We start from the raw sequence: 19,860 nt of genomic DNA on the forward strand, positions 1-19,860 counted from the left end.
GACCACGACGACGTGTGGCGGCCAGTCTGCAACGCGCGAGCGGGCAGGGCAAAGTGAGGCCAGCCAGGCAGACCGCGGAAAGAGCCGCCTTCTGGCTGCAAAGGCGGCAATCGCACGCGCCTGGGTTGGATCGCCGACCGGCACACGCGACCGCCGGGGGCCCCGGCGGCCGTTGTCGTGCGAATCGGGCCTCAGTTTGTCGCCGGACGGCCGAGCCCCAATGCCGTCGCCATCACCCGGAACAGGGCCGTGTTCGGCATGTGGCCGCGCAGCAGCTCGGCCCCTGGTCCCTGGCCGTTGACGATCACGCTATCCATCGAATGCACGCCGTCGGGCGATTTGCGCGGTAGCAGACCCGTGCGCAGCGTTGCCAGCGCCTCGGTCTTGTACTGCTCGTTGGCGCACCAGCGTTCAATCTTCTGCGCTTTGTCCTCGTCGGTCGCGCAGTTGACGGTGGGCTGAAACGGTTCGGCGTGCGGGTGCCCGGTTTCGTAGTAGTCGGGCGTCACGGTGGTCAGGAACGCAAGACGACGCGAAACGTCGACTGATTCCGGATAGCCATCTTTGTTCGGCGCCGGATAGTTGGGGAAACCCGCTTCCTGGTACACGCCCAGCTTGTCGCGCAATTCGGTGCCGGGACGTGCATCGTCGAACGTACCGACGATGCCCATCGCATGCGTGTGATCGCTGGTGACGAGGATCAGCGTATCGGGGTGCGTCTTGGCGAACTCCTTCGCCACTTCGACCGCCTTGTCCAACATGATCGTGTCGTAGACCGCGCGCTCCCAATCGAGCTTGTGCTGGTACTTGTCGATCAAGCCGGATTCGACTTCGAGCACGAAACCGTTGGGGTTTTTTGTCAGCACGCTCAACGCAGCACGCACCATGTCGGGCAGGTCGGGCTGTTCGGGGAATTGATCGACGGTTCCTTTTTTCAGGAACTTGCGATCGAGCGCGCCATCCATGTTGCCGAGATGAAACAGGCCCAGCAGCCGCTTCGCGCCCGGCGCTTCTTTTTTCATTTCGCTGTCGGTCGACGCGAAGGCGTAGCCCTCGCGTTTGAAGCGCGCGATCACGTCTTCGTTCGACGTGCGCTTTGAACCCGGTGCCGATTTCGGAATCCAATAGGCCGAGCCGCCGCCCATGATCACGTCGGGACGGTCGTTGAAATACATCTGCACGATCGGCTCATAGTCGCGGCGCGAGCGTGTGTGCGCGATCATGCCCGCCGGCGTTGCATCTTCGATTTCAGTATTGGTGACGACGCCGATCGCCATGTTGCGAACGCGGCGTGCGGCTTCGCCCAAGGTTTCGACTTTGGGATCGTCGAGCGTGTTTTCGGTGCGATCGGCATAGACGCCGATCGCGTTCACCGCCGATTTGTGGCCGGTCAAATAGGCGCTGATCGAATTGGCGCTGTCGGTGATGATTGAATCGGTCGACGAGGTCGACAGAAGCGCCATGTTCGGCATGTCCTCCATCGCGAGGTTGCCGAAATACTTGCCCTCTTTCATGCCTTTCGAGAGCAAACGCGCAGCGTCGCGATGCGCGATATGCATGCCGTCACCGATGAAGAGAATGACGTTTTTCGCCTTCGGCGCGGGGGTCGTATAGACATCCCACGTCACGCGTGCGGTCGATTTGCCGTCGCTTGCTTCAACGATCGTCGGCCCCGGCTTTGTCACCGCGACATCGCGCAGAATCAGTGCCGACTGGTCTTTGTTCTCTTCTCGCTCCAGGAACAGGCCTGCTTTGCCGAACGCGCGCTCGTAGGGGACGCCGTTCACGGTTACGCGAAGCGCGTCCGCGGTGATGCGGGTCGGAAACTCGACTTTCAGGTCGAAACGCGACCCCACGACCATCTCGGCACGGTCGATCGGGTAGATCGTTTGTGCATCGGCTGGAGAAGAAAAAGGCGGGGCCGAAAGGGCAGCCAGCAGCAAAGCGGCCAGGAAAAACGGTCGCAGCATGGTCCCGGGTCCTCGTTTATTTGTGTAGTCAACGCATAGACGACGTACAGAAACCGGCTAGTCGAGGCGGCGGGAAACTACAATGGGTGAATATCCGCGTCGATCATCTGCTGATGAGGACAGTTCGGCCTTGGCAACAGACCGTCCCTATGGTGTAACCCCGCCCGGCCGATCGCCCCTACGCGACCAGGAGAATTCCCGCGTGACCTCGACCGTAAGCGTCCTGCCGCAGCAGCGCGCGACCCGGCTCCCGGGATTAGGGGATGCGATCTTCGGCTTCCTCGCCTGGGGCTTTGCGCTTCTCGTTCTCGTTCTTCTGACCGGCGTCATCGTTTCGCTGGTGTGGGGCTCGTTGCCGGCGCTTCGCACCTACGGGTTCGATTTTCTGATTTCGACGCGCTGGAATCCGGTTACCGAGAAATTCGGCGCGCTGCCCGCGATCTATGGAACGCTGGTCACATCGGTGATTGCGATGGTGATCGCGATCCCGGTGTCGTTCGGCATCTCGATCTTCCTGACCGAACTCTGCCCGCCAATGTTGAAACGCCCGATCGGTACTGCGATCGAGCTGTTGGCTGCGGTTCCGTCGATCATCTTCGGCATCTGGGGTTTGTTCGTTCTGTCGCCGATCATGCAGACGATCGTGCAGCCGTTCCTGATCTCGACGATCGGGCAGGTGCCCGTGATCGGTCTTCTCTTCAGCGGCGCGCCGTACGGCATCGGCATTCTGACCGCCGGCATGATCCTGTCGATCATGGTGCTGCCCTACATGGTTTCGATCACGCGCGACGTGTTCGAAACCGTGCCGGCGCAGGTGCGCGAAAGCGCCTACGGGCTGGGTGCTACGACCTGGGAAGTCGTGTGGCGCGTCATTCTTCCTTACAGCCGCGTCGGCGTGATCGGCGCCTTCATGTTGTCGCTGGGCCGCGCGCTGGGCGAAACGATGGCGGTGACGTTCGTGGTCGGCAACACGGCCAAGATCGCAACCTCGATCCTGGCGCCCGGCACGACGATCTCGGCCGCGCTTGCCAACGAATTTGCTGAGGCCAGCGACGAGTTGCATCTCGCTTCGCTGCTGGGTCTCGGCCTGATCCTGTTCATCCTGACCTTTGCCGTCATCGGCACGGCGCGGCTGTTGCTGCTGCGCTTGAACAAGCAGTTCGGGGGCCACTGATGGACATCGCGCTGGTCAATTCGCGCAAGCGCCGCAATCGCATCGTTGCGATCTTGTCGTACGCCGTGACGGCCTCGGGCCTTTTGATCCTGACCGCGATTTTGTGGACGCTGGTGATCAACGGTCTGTCGGCCGTGTCCAATCTCTCGCTGTTCACCGAAATGACGCCGCCGCCGGGATCGAGCGGCGGTCTTGCCAACGCGATCTTTGGGTCGGTGGTGATGACGGGACTTGCGACCTTGATCGCAACGCCGATCGGCATTCTGGCCGGCACGTTCCTGGTCGAATATCGCCGCGGCACCTGGATCGCCGAGCTGGTGCAATTCGTGAACGACATGCTGGTGTCGGCGCCGTCGATCATCGTCGGCTTGTTCGTCTACACGATGCTGGTCTTGCCGTTCGGGCATTTCAGCGCCTTCGCCGGCGCCATCTCGCTCGCCATTATCGCGCTGCCGGTCGTGGTTCGTACGACGCAGGACATGTTGCTGCTGGTGCCGAACGGGCTGCGCGAAGCAGCCTTCGCACTGGGCGCGCCGAAATGGAAAGTCATCACCACGGTCAGCTATCGCGCTGCCTTCCAGGGGCTGCTGACCGGTGTGCTGCTGGCGGTTGCGCGCATCAGCGGTGAAACCGCGCCGTTGCTGTTCACCGCGCTCAACAATCAATTCTGGTCGAACGATCTGACGCGACCGATGGCAAGCCTGCCGGTCACGATTTTCCAGTTCGCGATGAGCCCCTATGCCGACTGGCGTTCGCTCGCTTGGGGCGGCGCGTTCCTGATTACATTCGCTGTGCTCGTCCTCAATATCGGTGCGCGCGCAATCGCGTCGCGCTCGCGGAGCTGATCCAATGAGTATGTTGATGGATTCGATCGGTGAGGCGGCGGCGTTCGAGCCGATGCCCAGCCCGAAGATCACGATCAAGGATCTACGCTTTTACTACAAAGGCGATGTCGCGGCGCTGAAAGGCATCGATCTCGAACTTGCCGAGAAGCGCGTCACTGCATTCATCGGCCCGTCGGGTTGCGGCAAGTCGACCTTGCTGCGCGTGCTGAACCGCATCTACGACCTCTATCCCGGCCAGCGCGCGACCGGCGAAGTGATCCTCGACGGTCGCAACATTCTCGAACCAACCTACGACCTGACCGAGCTGCGCTCGAAGGTCGGCATGGTGTTCCAGAAGCCGACGCCGTTCCCGCTGTCGATCTACGAGAACATCGCGTTTGGCATTCGTCTCTACGAACGCCTGCCCAAGTCCGAGATGGACGAGCGGGTCGAATGGGCGCTGCGCAAGGCGGCGCTGTGGGACGAAGTCAAAGACAAGCTGAAGCAAAGCGGCATGGGCCTGTCGGGCGGCCAGCAGCAACGTCTCTGCATTGCGCGCGGCGTGGCCGTGAAACCCGAAGTGCTGCTGCTCGACGAGCCGGCCTCGGCGCTGGATCCAATTTCGACCGCCAAGATCGAACAGCTGATCGACGAGCTGCGGGCCGACTACACGATCGTGATCGTGACCCACAACATGCAGCAGGCGGTCCGCGTCGCCGACTACACCGCCTTCATGTATCTGGGAAACCTGGTCGAGTTCGGCCCGACCCAGAAGCTGTTCCAGAACCCGGACCAGCAGCAGACCCGGGACTACGTCACCGGCCGCTTCGGGTAATAAAAGCCCGCCATCGGCGGTCTTCGGGCCCAGACGGGCCCAAAAGCGGCTGGCATTGCTTGGCCCAGGGCGTCCCGCCGTGGTTCATTACGGCCGCCCATTCAAGGACCCGTTCCGATGACCCAGCTCGAGACGCGCGAAGGCGCGCGGCCGGCCCCTGCCGCCGTGTTGCAAGAGATCGCCGCCCAGGTGCGCAGCGAAGTTGAATCGCCGACGACCCCGGCCCCTGGCGCGACACAGTCGCCGGCCGCCGCCGCCGCGGTCGCGCCACCGAGCGCCGACGCCGCCCCGGTACCCTTCGACGAGCGTAGCCTGTCGCCCGCCTGGTTGTGGCTGACAGTCTTGGCCTCGCTCGCTTGGTTCGCGCTGTGCGGCTATTACGCCGCCGCCTCGATCGGCGTCGCCAATCTGCTCAACCTGCTGCCGCACGAATTTGGCGGCTTCTTCGTCGGCGCGATCGCGCCGCCCGTCTTCTTGTGGATGCTGGTCGGCGATGCACGCCGCCGCGCGACGCTGCGCGGCACCACCCACAGCCTCAACCAGCATCTGTCGCGCCTGACCTATCCGAGCGAGCGCGGCGCTGCGCGCGTCGCCGAAATCAGTGACGCGCTGCGCCGCCAGGGCGACGAGCTGACTCAACGCGCCGCCGCGATCACCGCATCGGTCGGCAAAGCGCGCGAATTGCTGGCGATCGAAACCGGCAAGCTGGAACAGGCTGCGCGCGACGTCGAAACGCGCATCGAGAGCGCCGGCGTTACCGTTGCGGAGCGTGCGCGCATGATGACGCGAACCGCCGAAAATCTCAGCGCCACCGCGGGCACAGTCGGGCAGGCGATCGACGGCTTCGCCAACACGACGCGCAGCGTTGCCGACGGATTTGCCGAAACGGTCGGTCGCTCGCTGGGCCAGGTCGAACAGCTCGCCGCGTCGTTGCAGACGAGCGGCAACGGACTGGCCGACGCGACGGAGAAAAGCCGTCAGGTGATCGAAGAAGCTTCGGCCATCGCCGCGTCGCGTGCCGACGCGCTGGCGCAGGTTGCCAGCGCAGGTGCGCAGCGCCTCGATGAATTCGTCACGCGTGTCGAGACGGCGCGCGAACGGATGGAAAGCAGCGTCGGCACCGTCGTCGAAATGACCGGCGCCACTGCAAGCAAACTCGGCCAGCAAAGCGAGCTGCTGGCGCAGGCGACCGGTGCTGCCCGCGAAGCGCTGGTGACACAGGCGTCGCAGCTCGACGACCGCGTGAACGCGCTGACCGGTGCGGTGACGCGCGCGGACGAGGCACTGGGCGGGATCGGTGCGCAGTTCGATCGTCGCGTCGAAGAATTCAACGCTGCAACCGGCCGTGTCGTGACGCAGACCGATGCGCTGACGCATTCGCTGCGTGGTGCGGCGCAAGAAATCGCCACCGTGTCGGGCACGATCGCCGCCGAAGCGCGCGTCGTGAGCGGCGAGCTCGACCGTGTCGTCGACACGTTGGGCAGCGGCAGCAGCACGGCCTTGGCCCGTGTCAGCGACGCGACCCGCGCGCTGGAAACTGCAACGCGCACGCTGGAAGGCGGCGCAGCACGCGTCAGTTCGGTGATCGACGATGCCGGTGCGCGCCTGGCGACCCAGACTGCGAACCTCACCAGCGCTGCCGACGGCGCAGCGCAGCGCATCGGCACCGTAGACGCCGCGTTTGCCGCGACGGCTGCAGCGCTGGCTGCTGCATCGCAGGCCGCCGCCGATACGATCGGCCGTGCAACTTCGCGCCTGACCGAAGGGCTCGACCTTACCGAAGCCGCAACCGAAGCCGGCGGAACTGCGCTGGAAGAAGTTGCGCTGCGCATCGACGAGCTGCGCGATCGTCTGGCCGGCACGGTGGACGCCGCGACTGCGCGCGTCGGCCAGGTCGGTTCGGTCTTCGACGAACGCGTTGCGGGTCTGCGCCAGGGCGCCGACGCGGCTGCTGCGCTGCTCAACGACGCGGTCGCGGGCATCAAGGGGATGACCGATCACGTCGCCGCGCGTGTCGGCGCAGCGACGCAGGAAATGTCGGGCATCAATGCCGCGCTCGAACGCAGCGCCACCGACGCATCGATCGCAACCGATGAAGCGACGGCGCGCCTGCAGGCGATCCGTCGTGCGCTGGTCGATCACGCCCAGGACTTTGCCGCCACCGTCGGCGGTGCCACAACGCAGCTCAGCGAAGCCGGTGCGGCGTTCCGCGAACGCACCGACGATGTCGGCACGCGCGTCGACGGGTTCGTCGAACGCGTGACTGGCGCTTTCGGTACCGCGCGCCGCGAGGCCGAGCGTCTCGACCAGTTGTCGGGTGCGATCGGCGAGAAGCTGGAATCGACCGGCCGCGCGCTGGGTTCGACTATCGCCGATCTCGAAGGCCGTAGCGAAACCGTGGCGCAGTCGCTGGCCCGTGCGCAGGGCGCACTGGCCGGCGAAGCAGCCAGCCTGGAACAACGCGCCGCGTCGCTGGCCGCGGAAATGTCGCGCGCCGCCGCCGCGCTGCGCGGCGAGATCGCATCGCTGGGGCAAAAGGCCGACGGCACGCAGCAGGACGTCGCGCGCGTCAGCAGTGCGCTGGCCGAACGCGCCGCCGACCTCGATCGTGCCGCAACGCGCGTCAACGCGCTGCTGGGCGAAGCGGGCGAGCGCCTGTCGCGCCACGGCGCCGAACTGGTGACGCGCGCCGATGAAGTCGCCGCACGCGCAGCAGCGTCAGGCGCAACCTTCGACGCGCAGGCCAAGGCGCTGGCGCAGGCATCGCAGCAGGCAGTGGTGCAGGTCGATGCGGTCCGTGCCGCCGAGACCCATGCCCGTCGCGACGCGTTCTTCTCGGCGGCCAAATACGTGCTGGAATCGCTGCATGCGATTGCGGTCGATCTCAACCGCACCACCGACGCCGATCTGCCCGAACGCGCTTGGGCGCAAGTCGGGCAGGGCGACATCGCGCTCTTCACCCGTCGCTTCCTGGCGCTGCGCGAGCAGGTGCCGATCGAGAAGTTCCGCGGCAAGTACGAAAGCGACGCGCAGTTCCGCGCCTACGTGCAGCGCTATGTGCGCCAGTTCGAAGAGCTGCTGGACCAGGCGGTTGCGTCGGACCACAGCGATCTTCTGTCGTCGTCCTTGCTCAGCAGCGATGTCGGCAAAGTCTATGCGTGGCTGTGCAGCGCGATGGGCCGCGATCGCGGCAACGTTCCGGGTTGATCAACATGGTGCGCAGCAATCGACGCGGTCGCGAAGTCGCTGAGGGCCAGGTCTACGTCAAGCAGGGGCGTGGCGGCGGGATCTGGACGGTCGTCGCCTTGCGCGACGACGGGCTGGGTGCGCAGCACGCGCAAATGCGGCGGATGGACGAGCCGAATACCTATCGGACGATCGCGATCCAGTCGCTGCTCGATCCCAAACAGTTCCGCGTGCAGGAACAGCAGGCCGAGTAGGCCTTCTTCTTAGTTCTTGATGTAGCGATCGACGCCGTCGTCATCGGTGACGCGGCGCAGCTTGCCCTGGCGCACCAGATGATTGGCGTGCGCGAGCGCTTCGCCGATCGCGAAGCTCATCTGCTGCAGGTCGAGATCGGCGCGGAACAGGCCGGCGCAAAGTTCGACGATGGTTGCCGGCTTGCTTGCAAGTTCGAGCACGCGGGCAAGGCGCGACACGTGGTGTTCGCGCAACTGGCCGACGCGCGTCGTCAGGCCACGGAACGGCAGGCCGTGCATCGGCAGCACCAGGCGGTCGTCGCCGATCTGCTCCATCGCATCGAGGCTGGCGAGGAATTCGGCCAACGGATCGCCGTCCGGCTCGGCCGGCGTCACGCTCACGTTCGGACTGATCTGGGGCAGGAGCTGGTCGGCGGAGATGAACAGGCCGTCGGCAGCGCAATCGAAGGTGGCTTGTTCCGGCGCGTGTCCGCCGAAGGTGGCAACGCGCCAGGCGCGGCCGGAAAGTTCGTGTGTGTCGCCGTTGATCAGGCGACGGTAGCGGGTGGGGATCTTCGAGACGCTGCGTGAATAATAGCCGCCACGTCCAACCATCTTGCCGACGACGTCGGCTGCAACACCATGTCGTCGGTACCAATCGCTCCAGGTTGCGATCGCTTCTTCGCCTTGCTCCAAGGTGAGCATGCGCGCGAACAACCATTCGCTGCGCGGCATGTAGAAGGCGGCGCGGAAACGTTCGACCAGCCAACCCGCGCACCCGACGTGATCGGGATGGAAATGCGTGGCGACGACACGACGGATCGGATGTTTGGCGAGATCGCCCGCGATCAGCTCTTCCCACTGCGCACGCGTACGTTCGTCGTAGATGCCGCTGTCGATGACGGTCCAGCCGTCGGCATCTTCGAGCAGCCAGACATTCACGTGGTCGAGACGGAACGGCAACGCGAAGCGCGCCCAGCGCAAACCCGGTCGAATCTCGATCGCCCGGCCGGGCGCCGGCGGGTCGGCAAAGGGGAAGTCGAGATCAACTGCTGGCATGGACGGTCATAGTTACGGCGGGCCCGCCGCAAGCAAGTCCGTCAAGCGCGTGCGAGATGCGCGAGCCGCGCATGGCCACCGCCGCGATCAAGGACCGCGTGCAGTGCACCCAATGACGGCGCAAAGCTTTTCTCGAATTCGTACGGGGCGTTGCCCAAAAGGACGCCACTGCCAGCCATGTGCAGCCCGTCTGTCGGAACCACGGTCAGCTCGATCGCGAGAAGATTTTCATAGCCTGCGTCGAAGGCCGCCTCGTGCAGACGCCACGACAGCGCCGGGTCTTTGATCGGATACCACAGCGCCATTTGCGCATGCGGCCACCGTGCGACCAATGTTTGCAGAGCCCGCGCGACCGCGTCGGCTTCGTCCGGTTTTTCGTACGGCGGATCGATCAGAACCAAACCGCGGCCAATTGGCTTTGGCGGCAGCAACGCACCGATCGCTTCATAGCCGTTGCGGTGATGCACTGCGACGCGTGCTTCGCGGGCATAGCGGCGTTTGAGCGTTTCGGAATCGTCGGGATGCAACTCGCACAACAGCAACCGGTCCTGTTCGCGCAGCATTGCACGCGCGATTTCAGGCGAACCCGGATAGGACGGCGCGAAGTTGCGCACCAGATCGAGATAGGCGGCGAGGTCGGGCGGATTTGCATCGAGCAACCGCCCGATCCCGTCGCGCCATTCGCCGGTCCGCGACGCTTCATCGGCGGCAAGGTCGTAGCAGCCGATGCCTGCATGCGTGTCCAGAACCGCGAAAGGCGCCGGCTTCGCGGTCAGCCGCTGCAGCAGCGCCAGCAGCACAGCGTGTTTCAGTGCGTCGGCATGGTTGCCGGCGTGGTAGGCATGACGGTAATTCACGGAACCGATCCATGCGCGACTCACCGCAAGAAATCCAGTACTGGCGCGACCGGCTGCTGCTCGACCCGCGCGACCTTGGCGCGATGCTGCGGCTTGCCGGCCTGGCGCAGGAGGGCGGCGATCTGGCGGGCGCGATCGAATATGCGCAGCGCGCGCTGCGCGTCGATCCAGAGCAAAAAGAAGCGCTGTTTCGTCTCGGCGAGTTGTGGGCGCAGCTCGGCGATTCGGTGCGTGCGGCTGAGCGGTTCGAACGACTGCTCGCGATCGACCCCGAAGACCGGTTCGGTGCGCGCGACGCGCTGGCTGCATTGCCCGAAGCCGGCACGCCAACCGAAGCCTATGTCCGCATCCTGTTCGACCAGTACGCGTCCAAATTCGATACGGCGATCGCCGCACTCGACTATCGTGCGCCCCAACTTGTCGCATCGCTGGCGTTGCGCGCGCTGGGTGCGCCGCGCAGCGACCTCGATCTTCTCGATCTTGGCTGCGGTACCGGCTTGTCAGGTGTCGCGCTGCACCCTTGGGCGCGCAGGATCGACGGCGTCGACCTGTCGCCAGCGATGATCGAAGCCGCGCGTGCACGTCGCCTCTACGACCGTCTTGCCGTCGATGACGTGCAGCGCTTTCTGGAAACCAGCGACGCGCGCTGGGATGTGATCGCGGCGGTCGACACGCTGAACTATCTCGGACCGTTGACGCCGATCTTCACTGCGATCGCAGCCCACACCGATCGCTTTCTGGGAACCGTCGAACGCGCCGACGACGAGATGGCGGTTGTGCTGCGTGCTACGCGTCGCTACGCCCACGGGCAACGCGCGCTGGAGCAGGCGGCGTCGGCAGCAGGCTGGCGCCTTACTGCATGCGAGAGCGCGGTGCTGCGGACCGAGGCGACTGTAGGCGTGACCGGCTTCGTGTTTTCGCTGGAACGTTGAATACGCGTTCCATGCGCAGCGCCGGCGCGCCGTCTTCGTAATAGGGATCCAGCCGCTCGATCTGCCGGTAGCCGCGCCGTTCGTACATTGCGCGTGCCGCGCGGTTGCGCATCCGCACTTCAAGGCGAAGCGCGCTGCAGCCGTGCTTGCGCGCTGCACGTTCCGCGGCGGCGAGCAGGCGCGTACCAAAACCGCGCCCCTGCAGCGCCGGCAGCACAGCCAGCGTGTAAAGGCGTGCGATGTGATGGCCGTTGCGATAGGCGACGATGGCGCAGCCGACCACGTCACCGCCGACGGTCAGGCACAGCACGTCGGCATTGGCGTGAGTCAGAAACCAGGCAAAGGCGCGGCGCGCCATCCGGTCGGTCCGGAAACAGGCGCGCTCGATCGCGACCAGCGAATCGACGTCGCCGGCCCGGCCGCGCCGGACGCGCGGCGCCGTCAGGTTTTTGGCAGCGAGCCTTCGATCGCCTGCACCAGCTCGGGCGCGTCGGGCTTTACTTTGCTGTTGAAGCTGCCGGCCAGCGTGCCGTCCGGCGCGATCACGTATTTGTGGAAGTTCCACTTCGGCTCACCCAGCTTCAGTCCGGCCCATTTGTAGAATGGGTGCGCATCGGCGCCTTTGACGACGTTCTTTGTCGTCAACGGAAAATCGATGTCGTAGTTCGCTTCGCAGAACTTCTTGATGTCGGCTTCGCTGCCCGGTTCCTGGCCGCCGAAGTCGTTCGACGGCACGCCGATCACGATCAGACCCTTGTCGCGATACTTGGCCCAGGTCTTTTCCAGATCGGCATATTGCGGTGTGTACCCGCATTGCGACGCGGTGTTCACGATCAGCAATGTCTTGCCCTTATAGGCCGACAGCGGCATCGGCTTGCCGTCAATCGAGGTGAACTGAAAGTCGAATGCGCTTTCGGCCTTGGCACCGGTTGCAATGGCGATGGCGACAAGGCTTGCCAGGAGGCTGGTCAGGATGATGCGCATCGACGCTCTCCACAAAGAATGACTGCCTGCGGTTCGCCGCGTCGGTCGTTCGCGTTACTGGGTCACTTTCGGCGACGCGAACTGGCCCAGATTCTTAAAGCCGATGCGGACGAAGAACGAGGTGCCGCTGAGCCCGCCGACGCGATTGGTCAAGTCGCGCGACATGTCGAGCGAAACGTTGAAGCACTCATCCGCATACGCGATCGACGTGCCGTATCGAACCGGCTTGCGATCGGGCGCCATGCGATATGTGCCGGTCGCGTTCGCAGTCCAGAACTGGTTGATGCGCCCATAGACGCCCATCGTGAGTTCGTTGCGGTCGGTCGGAACGCCCGCATTCGGCGCGCTGGCTGCGAACAGGTAGGTGCCGTTGAAGAAGAATTCCGGCGGACCCAGCGAGAAGTTCACTTCGTGCAGGTTCTGCTTGAAGCCTTCGGTCGACACACGGAAGCGCCAGTCAACATCGACCCATTTGCCGGGCACCAGCTGGACTTGGCCGACATAGTCGGAGCGGCGATTCTCCAGACCCGACCCGTCGGGGAACAAGGTGCTGCCGCTGATGCGATAGCTTTGGCCGAGGAAGATGCTGCCATAGCCGTTGCTTTGCGTGTGCACGGCCATGCGTCCGCCATAGGTGACGCGCGAACCGTCTTCGACGCGGTCGACGCCGGGATAGCGTGACGGCGCAAACAAGTTCGACGCTTCCAGTTCGACGTCGCGGCTGTCTTCGTTCGGAATTTTCCGGTTGTTGGCGAAGTTGGGCGAAACCGTCACGCCGACGATCGGCTCGAGCGTGATCTGCGCGAAATCGAATTGGCGCACGAACGGCATGCTGCTGGTCACGCTTCCTTGCGGGAAGACGCGGCCGGTGAAGCCGTTGCGCGGCGTCGATTGCGCGTCGGTCGCTTGCACGCTGTCGGCCCAATAGCCGTCGACCGTGGTGGTCAAATTCGCGGTCGTCACCAGACCGAAGTCGGAAATCCACTTGCGTTCCCAACCCGCCTGTCCAGCGACGCGGCGCACATCCTGTCCGTTGCTGGTACGCATCAGCGACAAGACGCTGGCATCGAGCGACCAGCGACCGCCCAGCGTTTCGCCCGGCGCGCCGAGCGCCGAATAGACGACGTAGGGTGCGGCGACCGGTTGGGTTTCGCGCAGGCCCGGACGCAGATCCTGGAACGCGTAGGCGCTGGCATTCACGTAGCTGCGGCCGAAGAAGCCTTCGGCGAAGACGCGGTTGCGCAGCACGTCGAGCGTCGAATAGCCGTAGCGACGCACATAGACGTCGTCGAGCGAGCGAGCCAGGTCGAAGCCGGCGCGCCAGTTGTCGTCGAGATCGAAGCGGCCTTCGCCGAAGATGTGGCCGCGAATGCCTTTCTTCTCGCCTTCGATCGCGGTGCCGTTCGACGAGGTGATGTTCGACTCGGTGATGCTGCCGCCAAGGCGGATCAAACCATTCTCGAACCGCTTGCGGATCTGCGCGCCGAACAGCGGGCCTTGCTGCGTGAACTCGCTGAGTTCGATCGTCGCGTCGAGATCGGGTTCGATGTCCCAGTAGTAGAAATTACGCATCACGCCGCCGAGCTGGCTCTTGAAGCCGATCTGCGGATTCAGGAAACCGCTCTTGCGCTTCACCGACGGATCGGGATGCGAGAACCATGGCGTCCACAAAACCGGAACGCCGAACATTTCCATCGTCGCGTCGCGATAGGAAATGCGGTGATCTTCTTCGTCGTGCGTCGTCGTGCGCGCTTTGATCTGCCAGATCGGCGGCCGCGATGGATCGGTGGCGCACAAATCGCACGGGCTGTAGACGCCGCGCGAAACAACGGTCTTCGATCCGCCTTTGCGTTCGGCGTGACGGCCCGCCATACGGCCATTGTCCTTCATCAACGCGCGCGCGTTCTCGATGAAGCCTTCGGCCATGTCGTCGGTCAGTTCGGCATAGTCGCCGAACAGGATCTCACCGGTCGGCTGCACCATGCGAACGTGACCGCTGGCGGTGACGATGCCGCTGTTGCGGTTCCAGTTCATCACGTCGGCGGTGAGCGTGTTCGGGCCTTTGATCAGCTCGACTTTGCCGCGCGCGGTAATGATGCCCAGCGCTTCGTCTTGCGTCAGCTCGTCAGCATCGAGAAGGATCGGAGTCTTTTTGCCGCTGTCGTCGTCCGACGATGCAGCGGCCGGCGCGGACGCCGGCGTGGCTGGTTTGGGCTGCTGCGCAGCCGCGGTCCCGACGCCGAGCGCGAGGCACGCGACCGAACCAAGTAGAAACGTGCGAAGCGAATGGGAAAGCGCAGGCATCGACCGGTCGCAAGAAAAGGACGGGCGAACCTGTCACCCGTACCCGCACCCGTCAACGGAGGGCGCGGCAGAGGTCGGCCGGAACTATTTGAAAAAGGCCGGCACCAGGCCGGCCTGCCAATCAGGCTGTTTTTGCGACTCGGCGCGGGGTCCGCAAAAATGCGGGCACATCGTCGCCAAAGCCGATCACAGGCGTGTCCCGCGAATCTTCTTCGTAGCGGCGGCGCGGCGGACGCGGTGCGTCGCGCATCGCGACGACGTCCTGGCGCCGCGGCTCGATCCGTTCCGGGCGCGGTTCGGGGCGCGTTTCCTGACGCGGCTCCGGGCGTGCCTCGGGCCGTGCTTCGCGCGCGGCCGGACGTTCGCGCCGCGTACGTTCGCGCGGCGCACGCGGTGCCGGCGCTTCGGCGACGGGCGCTTCTGCATCAGCGACCTGGGCCACAGGTTCGGCCACGCGTTTTTCACGGCGCGCGCGCGGCTCGCCGCGTGTGCTGCCGCGACGACGGCGCGAACCTTCTTCGCCTTCGGGGCGCGGCTCAACCGCGAAACCTTCGACTTCCATGCGCGGAATCGTGGTTCCGATCAGCTGTTCGATCTGGCTCAAGAATTTGCCGTCTTCGGGTGTTGCCAAGGTGAGCGCGCGGCCGCTCGTGCCGGCACGGCCAGTGCGGCCGATACGGTGCACGTAATCTTCGGCATGCATCGGCACGTCGAAGTTGAACACGTGGCTGACGCCTTTAACGTCGAGGCCGCGCGCAGCGACGTCCGAGCAAACCAGCAGAATGATTTCGTCGGCTTTGAACTTCGCCAGCGTTTCGGTGCGCGCCGGCTGGCTCATATCGCCATGCAGCGCACCGGCATTGAAGCCGTGTTTGGTCAGCGATTTGTGTAAGATCGCAACATCGCGCTTGCGGTTGCAGAAGATGAACGCGTTCTTTGGCTGTTCGGACTTGATCAGCGCGCGCAGCACTTCGCGTTTGTCAGCGGCTTCGACCTGGATCAACGCCTGTTCGACGGTGGTCGCGGCGCTTGCAGGTGCGCTGACCGCGACCTCTTTCGGGAACATCAGGAACTTGTCGGCGAGGCGACGAATTTCCGGCGGCAAGGTCGCCGAGAACATCAAGGTCTGGCGCTGCTGCGGAATGCGCGCGACGATTTTCTCAATGTCGGGAATGAAGCCCATGTCGAGCATGCGGTCGCATTCGTCGACGACCAGCATCTTGATGTCCGACATCAGAATGTTGCCGCGTTCGAATTGGTCGAGCAGACGGCCGGGCGTTGCGATGAGAACATCGACGCCGCGATCAAGCTTCTTGATCTGGTCGTCCATCGACTCGCCGCCAATCAGCAGCGCATGGGTGAAGCGGTGGTACTTGCCGTATTTTTCAAAATTCTCGGCAACCTGTGCCGCGAGTTCGCGCGTCGGTTCGAGAATGAGAGAACGCGGCATGCGGGCGCGGGCGCGGCCGGCCGAGAGAACCTCGATCATCGGCAGCACGAAGCCGGCGGTTTTTCCGGTGCCTGTCTGGGCACACCCCAGAAGGTCGCGTGCCATGAGCACGTGGGGAATGGCCTGGGCCTGAATCGGGGTCGGGGTCTGGTAGCCCGCCTCATCAAGGGCGCGCAGGAGTTCGGGGCTAAGCCCCAGATCAGCAAAAGTCGTCAAATGGGTATCCGGTTGAACCGTCGAACGGTCGACGGTTGGGCCCGTAGATCGGGGCTCAGAGGCCGAAAGTCAAAGCCCGTCGCAAAGAAAGCGTGACTTTCAGGCAACTCGTGGCAGGAACGCCGCACTTATGTCCAGCATTCCTTTGATTCTGCTGCCCGGGCAGCTCAACGACGCCGCCCTTTGGTCGAACCAGATTCGCGATCTCGCGGATCTTGCCGCGCCGATCCTGGTGCCGGACCTGACCCAGGACGAGACACTGGGCGCCATGGCCGAGCGGGTGCTGGCCGCGGCGCCGCCGGTTTTCGCGGCGGCCGGCCTGTCGATGGGCGGATATCTGCTGTTCGAACTGTTGCGCCAGGCGCCCGAGCGGATCGACCGGGTCGCGTTCCTGAACACGTCGGCGCGTGCCGACGACGAGGTGCAGGCGCGGCGCCGGCGCGGCCTCTCCATCGCGGTCGAGATCGGACAATTCAAAGGCGTCACACGCAAAGCGCTGCCCGGCATCGTGGCGCCCGAAAACGTCGATAAGCCCGGCCTTGCCGATATCGTGATGACGATGACCGAGCGGGTTGGGCGCGTCGCGTTTCAGCGCCAGCAGCGCGCATTGCTGGCGCGACCGGACAGCCGACCGGATTTAAGCGCGATCGATGTCCCGGTCTTGGTGATTGCAGGCGCGCAGGACCGCATGACGCCGCCCGATCGTAGCGAAGAGATTGCGGCCGGAATTCCACATGCGCGGCTCGAGATCCTCGATCCGGCTGGACATCTCACGCCGCTGGAGCAGCCCGAGCGTGTCAGTGAATTGATGCGCGCGTGGTTGGAGCGCTGACGGACGCTTAGTGCGCCAGCAGCATCAGCGCGTAGAGGCCAAGCAAGAGGAAGGTGATGTTGCGCATGGGGTCCCGTGAGCGAACGTCTTCTTGTGCGTTCGTGGCACGAATGTGGCGCTTGAACCCTGCGCTGAAAGTGACGGGATGCCGCGGCCGCAGCGCTGCGCATGGCAGCGCTGCGTTCCGGCGCATCACACGTCGAGGTCGCGGACGAACTTTGCGTTCTGCTGGATGAACTGAAAGCGCGGCTCGGGGTTGCGGCCCATCAAACGCTCGACCAGCGATGCGGTTGAATGTTCGGGCGCGGCTTCTTCGGATGCATGCAGGCCGGGCAACGTTACCTTCAGCAACGTACGTTTCGCCGGATCCATCGTCGTTTCTTTGAGCTGCGACGCGGGCATTTCGCCAAGACCTTTGAAGCGGCTGATCTCAACCTTGGCGCGACCGGTCAGCTTCTTCTTCATGATCTCTTCTTTGTGCGCGTCGTTGCGCGCGTACAAAACCGTGCCGCCTTGCGCCAGCCGATAGAGCGGCGGCAAGGCCAGATACAAGCGGCCCGCCTGCACCAACGGCCGCATCTCGCGATAGAAGAACGTGATCAGCAGCGACGCGATATGGGCGCCGTCGACGTCGGCGTCGGTCATGATGACGACGCGCTCGTAGCGCAGCTTGTCGATGTTGAAATCTCGACCCGCGCCGCAACCAAGCGCCAAGGTCAGGTCGGAGAGTTCCTGATTGGCTTTGAGCTTGTCGGCTGTGGCGCTTGCGACGTTCAGGATCTTGCCGCGCAACGGCAGGATCGCCTGCGTGTTGCGATTGCGCGCCTGTTTGGCCGAACCACCGGCCGAGTCACCTTCAACGATAAAAATCTCGGTGCCATCGGCTGCCTGACTCGAACAATCGGCGAGCTTGCCGGGCAGGCGCAATTTGCGCGTCGCGCTTTTGCGCGCGAGGTCTTTTGACTCGCGCTTGCGCGCCCGTTCCTCGGCTTTCTCGATCATGCGATCGAGCAGCACTTTCGACGCTGCCGGATTGCCGGCCAGCCAATGATCGAAATGATCTTTGATCGCGGTTTCGACCAGGCGCGTCGCGTCGGTGCTGGCGAGCTTCTCTTTGGTCTGTCCTTGGAAGGACGGCTCGCGCATGAACAACGACAACAGGATCGCTGCACCACCCATGACGTCGTCGGGCGTAATCGCAGCAGCGCGGCGGTTGCCGACCAGCTCGCCATAGGCGCGCAACGAACGCGTCAGCGCCTGGCGCAACCCTTGTTCGTGCGTGCCGCCTTCGGGCGTCGGGACCGTATTGACGTACGAATGGGTGAAGCCGTCTTCGTCGGCGGGCCAGGCAATCGCCCATTCGACGCGTCCCATGTCGCCGACCAGATCGCCTTGGCCGGCGAAGGGCAGCGGCGTCAGGCTTTCGCGTCCGTCCATGGCGGTGCGCAGAAAGTCGAGCGGACCGTTGGGGAAATGCAGCACCGCTTCGGCCGGCGTTTCGGACTCCTTTGGCAGTAGCGACGGATCGCACGACCACCGAATTTCGACGCCGCGGAACAGATAGGCTTTCGACCGCGCCATCCGGTACAGGCGCTCGGCTTTGAAATGCAGTTCGTCGCCGAAGATCTGCGCGTCGGGATGGAAGGTGATGCTCGTGCCGCGGCGATTCACGGCGCCGAGCGATTCGAGCTTCGTCTTCGGTGCGCCGCGTTCGTAGCGCTGGCGATAGAGCTGCTTCTCGCGCGCGACTTCGACCACGAACCGGTCCGACAGCGCGTTGACGACCGACAGGCCGACGCCGTGCAGGCCGCCCGACGTGGCGTAGAGCTTGCCGGAAAATTTGCCGCCCGAATGGAGCAGCGTCAGAATCACTTCGAGGGCCGACTTGCCCTTGTATTTCGGATGTTCGTCGATCGGGATGCCGCGACCATTGTCACGCACCGTCACCATGCCGTCGGCGCTGAGTTCCATTTCGATGCGCGTCGCATGTCCTGCGACCGCTTCGTCCATGGAATTGTCGAGCACTTCGGCGACGAGATGATGGAGCGCGCGCTCGTCGGTGCCGCCGATATACATGCCGGGCCGGCGCCGAACCGGCTCCAGCCCTTCGAGCACTTCAATATGCTCAGCCGAGTACGAGGCGTCTTTGCCTTTGCGGGCGGCATTCTTGTCGAACAGATCGGACATGCCGCGAACATGAATCAAACAGGGGCACTCAGGCAATGTGCCCGGGTGCCCCAGTTAAAATCAGAGCCGATTAGTGTGCGAGGCGCGATCCCGTCGCCATTTCGCCGCCGCGCGGCGCGCTCTGGGTGGTCGTCGTCGAACCGGTCGATTCGCAACCAGCGACGAGGACAAGAAAGGCGAGGGCAAGGATAATACGCACAACTATGCTCCGGAGTTTGAGGAGCCGCGAACATAGTGGGAAATCGTCCCACCTCCAGTGAAATCAGGGTAAAGAAACGTGACACACCCAACCGACGAACAGCCGCCCGATTTCCGCGATGGGCCAGCGTTGCGCACGATCGCAATGCCTGCGGATGCAAACCCAGCCGGAGACATTTTCGGCGGATGGATTCTATCGCAGATGGATATTGCCGGCGGCGTCGTCGCCTACGAGCGCGCCCATGGTCGCGTCGCGACGATCGGGATCGAAGCGATGAAGTTTCATCGTCCGGTGCTGATCGGCGACGAGGTCAGTTGCTGGGCCTGGGTCACGCGTGTGGGCAATACGTCGATTGCGGTGCGCGTCGAAGCCTGGGTTCGCCGTCGCGTGACCGGCGAAGTGTTTCGCGTCACCGAAGGCGTGTTCACCTATGTCGCGATCGGCGTCGATCGCCGGCCGCGCCAGGTGCCGAAAGAAGCACTGCCAGCCTGAGCAGCAACGGCGTGCACGGCGCATCGTTAGGCGGTCGCAGCGACGCTTTGCGACGAAGAATGATTCAGTAGAAAGCCGCAATTTTGCCGGCCCGTCGAGGGGCTGTGTGCAAATCGGGGGCATCGC

Annotated in this window: 16 protein-coding genes; 8 read left to right on the top strand and 8 right to left on the bottom strand. The window is 64.2% G+C overall.

All coding sequences use genetic code 11. The features are described 5' to 3' along the window. Positions 1–191: 191 nt before the first annotated feature. Positions 192–1,970 carry an alkaline phosphatase gene (locus TMPK1_RS00640; RefSeq protein ID WP_420240792.1) on the bottom strand — a complete coding sequence of 593 codons (1,779 nt, stop codon included), beginning with the start codon at positions 1,968–1,970 and terminating at the stop codon, positions 192–194. Between the two features lie 202 nt (positions 1,971–2,172). On the opposite strand from TMPK1_RS00640, the gene pstC reads away from it, so the two are divergent. From pstC to TMPK1_RS00665, 5 genes are all read left to right on the top strand, one after another. Beyond that, positions 2,173–3,144, top strand: coding sequence for a phosphate ABC transporter permease subunit PstC (gene pstC, locus TMPK1_RS00645; protein ID WP_420240794.1), 972 nt, complete (start codon positions 2,173–2,175; stop codon positions 3,142–3,144). Next, positions 3,144–3,989, top strand: coding sequence for a phosphate ABC transporter permease PstA (pstA, locus tag TMPK1_RS00650; RefSeq protein WP_420240795.1), 846 nt, complete (start codon positions 3,144–3,146; stop codon positions 3,987–3,989). The genes pstC and pstA overlap by 1 nt, the downstream gene beginning before the upstream one ends. A 4-nt stretch (positions 3,990–3,993) precedes the next feature. Continuing rightward, positions 3,994–4,803, top strand: coding sequence for a phosphate ABC transporter ATP-binding protein PstB (gene pstB, locus TMPK1_RS00655; protein WP_420240796.1), 810 nt, complete (start codon positions 3,994–3,996; stop codon positions 4,801–4,803). A gap of 117 nt (positions 4,804–4,920) precedes the next feature. Beyond that, a complete protein-coding gene (locus tag TMPK1_RS00660; RefSeq protein ID WP_420240797.1) occupies positions 4,921–8,010 on the top strand; it encodes a coiled-coil domain-containing protein in 3,090 nt (1,029 codons plus the stop codon). 5 nt (positions 8,011–8,015) lie between these two features. Further along, complete coding sequence (locus tag TMPK1_RS00665; protein ID WP_420240798.1) at positions 8,016–8,243, top strand: hypothetical protein; 228 nt, start codon at positions 8,016–8,018, stop codon at positions 8,241–8,243. Between the two features lie 9 nt (positions 8,244–8,252). Here TMPK1_RS00665 and TMPK1_RS00670 read toward each other — a convergent pair whose 3' ends face one another. Further along, positions 8,253–9,281, bottom strand: coding sequence for an MBL fold metallo-hydrolase (locus tag TMPK1_RS00670; protein WP_420240799.1), 1,029 nt, complete (start codon positions 9,279–9,281; stop codon positions 8,253–8,255). Between the two features lie 41 nt (positions 9,282–9,322). Further along, positions 9,323–10,138, bottom strand: a complete 816-nt coding sequence (locus TMPK1_RS00675) for a 23S rRNA (adenine(2030)-N(6))-methyltransferase RlmJ (RefSeq protein ID WP_420240800.1) — start codon at positions 10,136–10,138, stop codon at positions 9,323–9,325. 11 nt (positions 10,139–10,149) lie between these two features. Here TMPK1_RS00675 and TMPK1_RS00680 point away from each other — a divergent pair, with 11 nt between their 5' ends. Further along, a complete protein-coding gene (locus TMPK1_RS00680; protein WP_420240801.1) occupies positions 10,150–11,070 on the top strand; it encodes a class I SAM-dependent DNA methyltransferase in 921 nt (306 codons plus the stop codon). Here TMPK1_RS00680 and TMPK1_RS00685 read toward each other — a convergent pair. The 4 genes from TMPK1_RS00685 to TMPK1_RS00700 form a co-directional block, all read right to left on the bottom strand. Beyond that, positions 10,991–11,620: a GNAT family N-acetyltransferase gene (locus tag TMPK1_RS00685; protein ID WP_420245593.1), complete on the bottom strand. Its 630-nt coding sequence runs from the start codon at positions 11,618–11,620 to the stop codon at positions 10,991–10,993. The two genes, TMPK1_RS00680 and TMPK1_RS00685, sit on opposite strands and share 80 nt — an antisense overlap. Further along, positions 11,512–12,054 (bottom strand): glutathione peroxidase, encoded by a 543-nt coding sequence (locus tag TMPK1_RS00690; RefSeq protein WP_420240802.1) that lies wholly within the window; start codon positions 12,052–12,054, stop codon positions 11,512–11,514. Before TMPK1_RS00690 ends, TMPK1_RS00685 begins: the two co-directional genes overlap by 109 nt. A 54-nt stretch (positions 12,055–12,108) precedes the next feature. Beyond that, positions 12,109–14,358 carry an LPS-assembly protein LptD gene (locus TMPK1_RS00695; RefSeq protein ID WP_420240803.1) on the bottom strand — a complete coding sequence of 750 codons (2,250 nt, stop codon included), beginning with the start codon at positions 14,356–14,358 and terminating at the stop codon, positions 12,109–12,111. A gap of 121 nt (positions 14,359–14,479) precedes the next feature. Continuing rightward, positions 14,480–16,024 (bottom strand): DEAD/DEAH box helicase, encoded by a 1,545-nt coding sequence (locus tag TMPK1_RS00700; protein WP_420240804.1) that lies wholly within the window; start codon positions 16,022–16,024, stop codon positions 14,480–14,482. A 130-nt stretch (positions 16,025–16,154) separates the two neighbouring features. Between TMPK1_RS00700 and TMPK1_RS00705 the strand changes: the two genes are divergently transcribed. Beyond that, on the top strand, positions 16,155–16,856 hold the full coding sequence (locus tag TMPK1_RS00705; protein ID WP_420240805.1) for an alpha/beta fold hydrolase: 702 nt from the start codon (positions 16,155–16,157) through the stop codon (positions 16,854–16,856). A 192-nt stretch (positions 16,857–17,048) separates the two neighbouring features. Here the strand turns inward: TMPK1_RS00705 and parE are convergent, their stop codons facing one another. After that, positions 17,049–19,043, bottom strand: coding sequence for a DNA topoisomerase IV subunit B (gene parE, locus TMPK1_RS00710; protein ID WP_420240806.1), 1,995 nt, complete (start codon positions 19,041–19,043; stop codon positions 17,049–17,051). A gap of 343 nt (positions 19,044–19,386) precedes the next feature. Here parE and TMPK1_RS00715 point away from each other — a divergent pair, with 343 nt between their 5' ends. Then, complete coding sequence (locus TMPK1_RS00715) at positions 19,387–19,734, top strand: acyl-CoA thioesterase (RefSeq protein WP_420245595.1); 348 nt, start codon at positions 19,387–19,389, stop codon at positions 19,732–19,734. Positions 19,735–19,860 lie beyond the last annotated feature (126 nt).

The organism is Roseiterribacter gracilis (assembly GCA_018332375.1).
In the GTDB taxonomy this organism is placed as follows: domain Bacteria; phylum Pseudomonadota; class Alphaproteobacteria; order BOG-932; family Roseiterribacteraceae; genus Roseiterribacter; species Roseiterribacter gracilis.